This is a genomic window from Burkholderia sp. Ac-20349 (genome assembly GCF_017104865.1).
In the GTDB taxonomy this organism is placed as follows: domain Bacteria; phylum Pseudomonadota; class Gammaproteobacteria; order Burkholderiales; family Burkholderiaceae; genus Burkholderia; species Burkholderia aenigmatica.
In genome coordinates this window covers 1-4488 of record NZ_JAAGPM010000266.1, presented here as the reverse complement: position 1 = coordinate 4488, position 4488 = coordinate 1, and the positions used below count along the sequence as shown (strand labels likewise).

Sequence of the window (4488 nt, the reverse complement as noted above, 5' to 3'; positions counted from 1 at the left end):
CCGCGCAGCCGGTCAGCCCCGGCCCGCAGACAGCAGCCTTTGCGCAGGGCGTCGGCGCCGCGCATGCGGCGGCCGTCACGCTGTCGAACGCGTCGCTGCGGCTCGACGTGCTGCCGCATCTCGGCGGCGGCATCGCGCGCTTCGACTGGCGCGGCGACAACGGTGCGCTGATGCCGGTGTTCCGCCGTTGCGAACACCCGGAGACGGCGACGGACCCGAACAAGCTCGCGTGCTATCCGCTGCTGCCGTACTCGAACCGGATCGGCGATGGGCGGTTCGAATGCGACGGACGCAGCGTCGCGGTGCCGCGCAACCGGCGCGACGAGCCGCTGCCGATCCACGGCGACGGCTGGCTCGCGCCGTGGCAGGTGGACGATGCGACCGGCACGTCGCTGCAGCTGTCGCTCGATCGCACCGCCGGCGCGCCGTATGCGTTTCGCGCGATCCAGTCGTTCGAGCTCGACGATGCGACGCTGTCGATCGCGCTGACGATCGAGAACGCGGGGCGCGCGCGGCTGCCGTTCGGGCTCGGCGTCCATCCGTTCCTGGTGCGCGATGCCGTGACCGAGCTGGCCGCGGCGGCCGGCGGGCTGTGGCTGTCGGGCGCCGATTTTCTGCCGGTGCGGCACGTGAGCGTGCCGCCGGCCTGGCAGTTCGGCGTCGCGTATCCGCTGCCGGCCGCGCTCGTCAATCATGCGTTCACCGGCTGGGGCGGCCACGCGACGGTGAGCTGGCCGCGCCGCGGGCTGTCGCTGACGGTGGCGGCCGACGCCGACGCATACGTGCTCTATACGCCGCCCGGCGAGGATTTCTTCTGCTTCGAGCCGGTCGATCATCCGATCAATGCGGTGAACCTGCCGGGCGGTGCGGCCGCGCACGGGATGACGCTGCTCGCGCCGGGCGAGCGGCTTACGCGGCGGTTTTCGTTCACCGTCGAGCGCGCCGATGCACGCAGCGACGCCGCTTCGCGCGAAGGGCGACGGCGACGCGGGTAAAATACGCGGTCTACCAACGGTTTGCCGCGAGTATCCGCCATGTCTTCCCCGCTTACTTTCATCGAATCGCTGCGCGCCGCGTGGCAGCGCACCCATTCGCTGCTGTGCGTCGGCCTCGATCCCGAGCCGTCGCGCTTTCCCGTGCAGTTCGACGGCCAGCCCGACGCGATCTTCGAATTCTGCCGGCAGATCGTCGACGCGACCGCGCAATACGCGAGCGCGTTCAAGCCGCAGATCGCCTACTTCGCCGCGCATCGCGCGGAAGACCAGCTCGAGCGCCTGATCGCGCACATCCACCTCCAGCACCCGGGCCTGCCCGTGATCCTCGACGCGAAGCGCGGCGACATCGGCAGCACGGCCGAGCAGTACGCGCGCGAAGCGTTCGAGCGCTATCGCGCGGACGCCGTCACGGTGAACCCGTACATGGGTTACGACTCGGTCGAGCCGTACTTCGAGCACGAAGGCAAGGGCGTGATCGTGCTGTGCCGCACGTCGAACCCGGGCGGTTCCGACCTGCAGTTCCTCGACACGAACGGCCGGCCGCTGTACCAGGTCGTCGCCGACCTCGCCGCGAACAAGTGGAACGCGAAAAACGGCCAGCTCGGCCTCGTGGTCGGCGCGACGTTCCCGAAGGAAATCGAGATCGTGCGCGGGATCGTCGGCGACATGCCGCTCCTGATTCCCGGCATCGGCGCGCAGGGCGGCGACGTGCAGGCGACCGTCAACGCGGGTCGCACGGCCGACGGCACCGGCATGATGATCAACTCGTCGCGCGCGATCCTGTACGCGAGCAACGGCGAGGATTTCGCCGAAGCCGCGGCGCTCGCCGCGCAGAAGACCCGCGACACGATCAACGCACATCGTTGATGTCGCACCGGCCGCCTTCCCGGGCGGCCGGTTCCGGCGGGCCCGCGCGCGCGGGCCCGGGCCGTTTCCCTCGCTGTTCCCGCCTTTCGGCCCGCACGCCCCGCACTGGCGCACGCGGACAACTTCCCGTCGCTTCCGCACCGCATGCCCGCAATTTAGTCGCGCGATGCTCCCGCTTGTCATCGATCCGTAACCAAAATGTCAAGAAAGGAGCGACGCCATGCCCAAGCTGTCCCGACGTCTTCTGAGCGCGCTTGCCGCATCGCTGTGCATGAGCTTCGCCCATGCGGCGGATCTCTCGCACTGGCCGGCCGACAGCGCGAAGGCGCTGAACGAGATGATCGCCGCGCACGCGCACCGCGGCGACTACGCGGTGTTCGACGCCGACAACACGACCTACCGCTACGACCTCGAGGAGTCGCTGCTGCCGTACCTCGAGAACCGCGGCGTGCTGACGCGCGACACGCTAGACCCGTCGCTGAAGCTGATCCCGTTCAAGGATTCCGCCGACTACCAGGAATCGCTGACGAGCTATTACTACCGGCTGTGCGAGATCGACGACCTGGTCTGCTACCCGTGGATCGCGCAGGCGTTCGCCGGGCAGTCGCTGGCCGACCTGAAGCGCCACGTCGACGCGATGCTCGCCGACGGCAAGCCGATCCCGATCCGCTACTGGCAGGGCGACAAGGTGGTCGGCGGCACGGTGAACCCGCCGCGCTTCTTCCGCGGGATGCAGGAGCTGTACAACGCGCTGCGCGAGAACGGCATCGAGGTCTACGTGATGACGGCCGCGCACGAGGAGCTCGCGCGGCTCGTGCTGTCCGACCCGAAGTACGGCTACAACGTGAAGCCGCAGAACGTGATCGGCGTGACGACGCTGCTGCGCAACCCGGCGACCGGCGCGCTGACCACATCGCGGCTGCAGATCAAGGCCGGCAAGTACGACGAGGCCGCGAACCGCAGCCTGGTGATCACGCCGTTCCTGATGAACCCGATGACCTGGTACGAAGGCAAGCTCGGCTCGATCGTCGGCTGGATCGACCAGTGGAAGAAGCCGGTGCTCGTCGCGGGCGACACGCCGACGTCCGACGGCTACATGCTGCTGAACGCGACCGACGTCGCGCGCGGCGGCGTGCGCGTGTGGGTGAACAAGAAGGACAAGCAGATGGCGCAGATCCGCGCGTGGTCGGATGAATCGGCCGCGCAGCAGAAGTCGCTCGGCCTGCCGGTGACGGCGGACAAGAACTGGATCGTCGTGAAGCCCGACGCGATCCAGTAAGCGGCAAGCGACGACGAGGGCGCCGCGGGCGCCCGTCGATCGATCAGCCCTCGCGCTCGTCGAGCAGCTTCAGCAGCCCGCGCAGCGCATGCGCGGCCGCCTGCGTGCGGATTTGTTCGCGGTCGCCCTTGAACACGAGCGTCTCGACGTCGGTATGCAGCCGGTTGCTCCAGCCGAACGACACGGTGCCGACCGGCTTCTTCTCGCTGCCGCCGGCCGGGCCCGCGATGCCGGTGACGGACAGCGCGACCTGCGCGCGGCTGTTGCGCAGCGCGCCTTCGGCCATCGCGCGCGCGACGGGCTCGCTGACGGCGCCGTGCTTGTCGATCAGATCGGGCGGCACGCCGATCATCTCGATCTTGGCCTGGTTCGAGTACGTGACGAAGCCGCGCTCGAACCATTGGCTGCTGCCGGAGATGTCGGTGATCGCCGCGGCGATCATGCCGCCGGTGCAGGATTCGGCGGTGGCGAGCGTCAGGTGCTCGTCACGCAGCTTGTTGCCTGCGCGGATCGCAAGCTGGTGGACGACGGAATCGGTTGGCATGCGCGTCGGGAAACGGGAGTCGGGAAATCGGTCAGCCGACGACGGAGCGCCACAGGGCGATCACGAGCAGCGTCATGAACGCGGCAACCAGGTCGTCGACCATGATGCCGAGCCCGCCTTTCAGGCGGCGGTCGAAATAGCGGATCGGCGGCGGCTTGAGCATGTCGAAGAAGCGGAACGCGACGAACGCCCACAGCTGGCCGACGAAGGTCGCGGGCGTGACGAACAGCATCACGAGCCAGATCGCGACGATCTCGTCCCAGACGACGGCGCCCGGATCGGACGACCCCATCTTCTTCGCGGTGAAACCGGTGAGCCACGTGCCGGCCACGAAGCCGACCGCGATCAGCGCCCACCATTCGGGCACCGTCAGATAGCGGTTGAGCACGACGAACGTGAGCCAGCCGAACAGCGAGCCGAACGTGCCGGGCATGAGCGGCGCGAGCCCGCTGCCGAAGCCGAGCGACACGATATGCGCCGGATGCGACAGCATGAAGCGCGCGGTCGGGCGCGGCGCGGCGCCGGGCTCGGTCGCCTGCGGTGCGGGCGTCGGGTCAGTCTGCATGGAAGTGGTCGAAACCGTGCAACGTGAGAGCCAGGGGCGCGCCGGCGGCGTCGCGCCACGCGATCGCGGGCCGCTCCGACGGCGCGGACAAGCCGCGTATTGTACCGATTCGCGTGACCGCCACACCGGCCTTCGCGCCGGCCGCCTCGACCGCTGCGCGGGCCGCGGCGGGCGCGGTAAAGCACAGCTCGTAGTCGTCGCCGCCGGCCAGCGCGCCGCCGCCCCGTACCGCGGGGCG

Annotated in this window: 5 protein-coding genes and 1 pseudogene; 3 read left to right on the top strand and 3 right to left on the bottom strand. The window is 69.3% G+C overall.

Going from position 1 to position 4488, the window contains the following annotated elements; all coding sequences use genetic code 11:
- The 3 genes from G3N61_RS38090 to G3N61_RS38080 form a co-directional block, all read left to right on the top strand.
- Window positions 1-995: aldose 1-epimerase (locus G3N61_RS38090; RefSeq protein WP_241018109.1), on the top strand; the 995-nt coding region annotated here is incomplete at its 5' end.
- Window positions 996-1034: 39 nt separating this feature from the next.
- The gene (gene pyrF, locus G3N61_RS38085) at window positions 1035-1862 is read left to right on the top strand and encodes an orotidine-5'-phosphate decarboxylase (RefSeq protein ID WP_043191335.1); all 828 of its coding nucleotides are present in this window, start codon (window positions 1035-1037) and stop codon (window positions 1860-1862) included.
- 220 nt (window positions 1863-2082) lie between these two features.
- Entirely contained in the window at window positions 2083-3141 is a 1059-nt protein-coding gene (locus G3N61_RS38080; protein WP_205825002.1) for a haloacid dehalogenase-like hydrolase, read from the top strand.
- Window positions 3142-3184: 43 nt separating this feature from the next.
- Here the strand turns inward: G3N61_RS38080 and G3N61_RS38075 are convergent, their stop codons facing one another.
- The 3 genes and pseudogenes from G3N61_RS38075 to G3N61_RS38065 all read right to left on the bottom strand — a co-directional run.
- Entirely contained in the window at window positions 3185-3685 is a 501-nt protein-coding gene (locus tag G3N61_RS38075; RefSeq protein ID WP_034186407.1) for a CinA family protein, read from the bottom strand.
- A gap of 31 nt (window positions 3686-3716) precedes the next feature.
- Complete coding sequence (locus G3N61_RS38070; protein WP_043191323.1) at window positions 3717-4250, bottom strand: phosphatidylglycerophosphatase A; 534 nt, start codon at window positions 4248-4250, stop codon at window positions 3717-3719.
- A pseudogene (locus tag G3N61_RS38065) lies at window positions 4240-4488 on the bottom strand (thiamine-phosphate kinase); the annotation flags it as partial. The pseudogene G3N61_RS38065 and the gene G3N61_RS38070, both read right to left, overlap by 11 nt.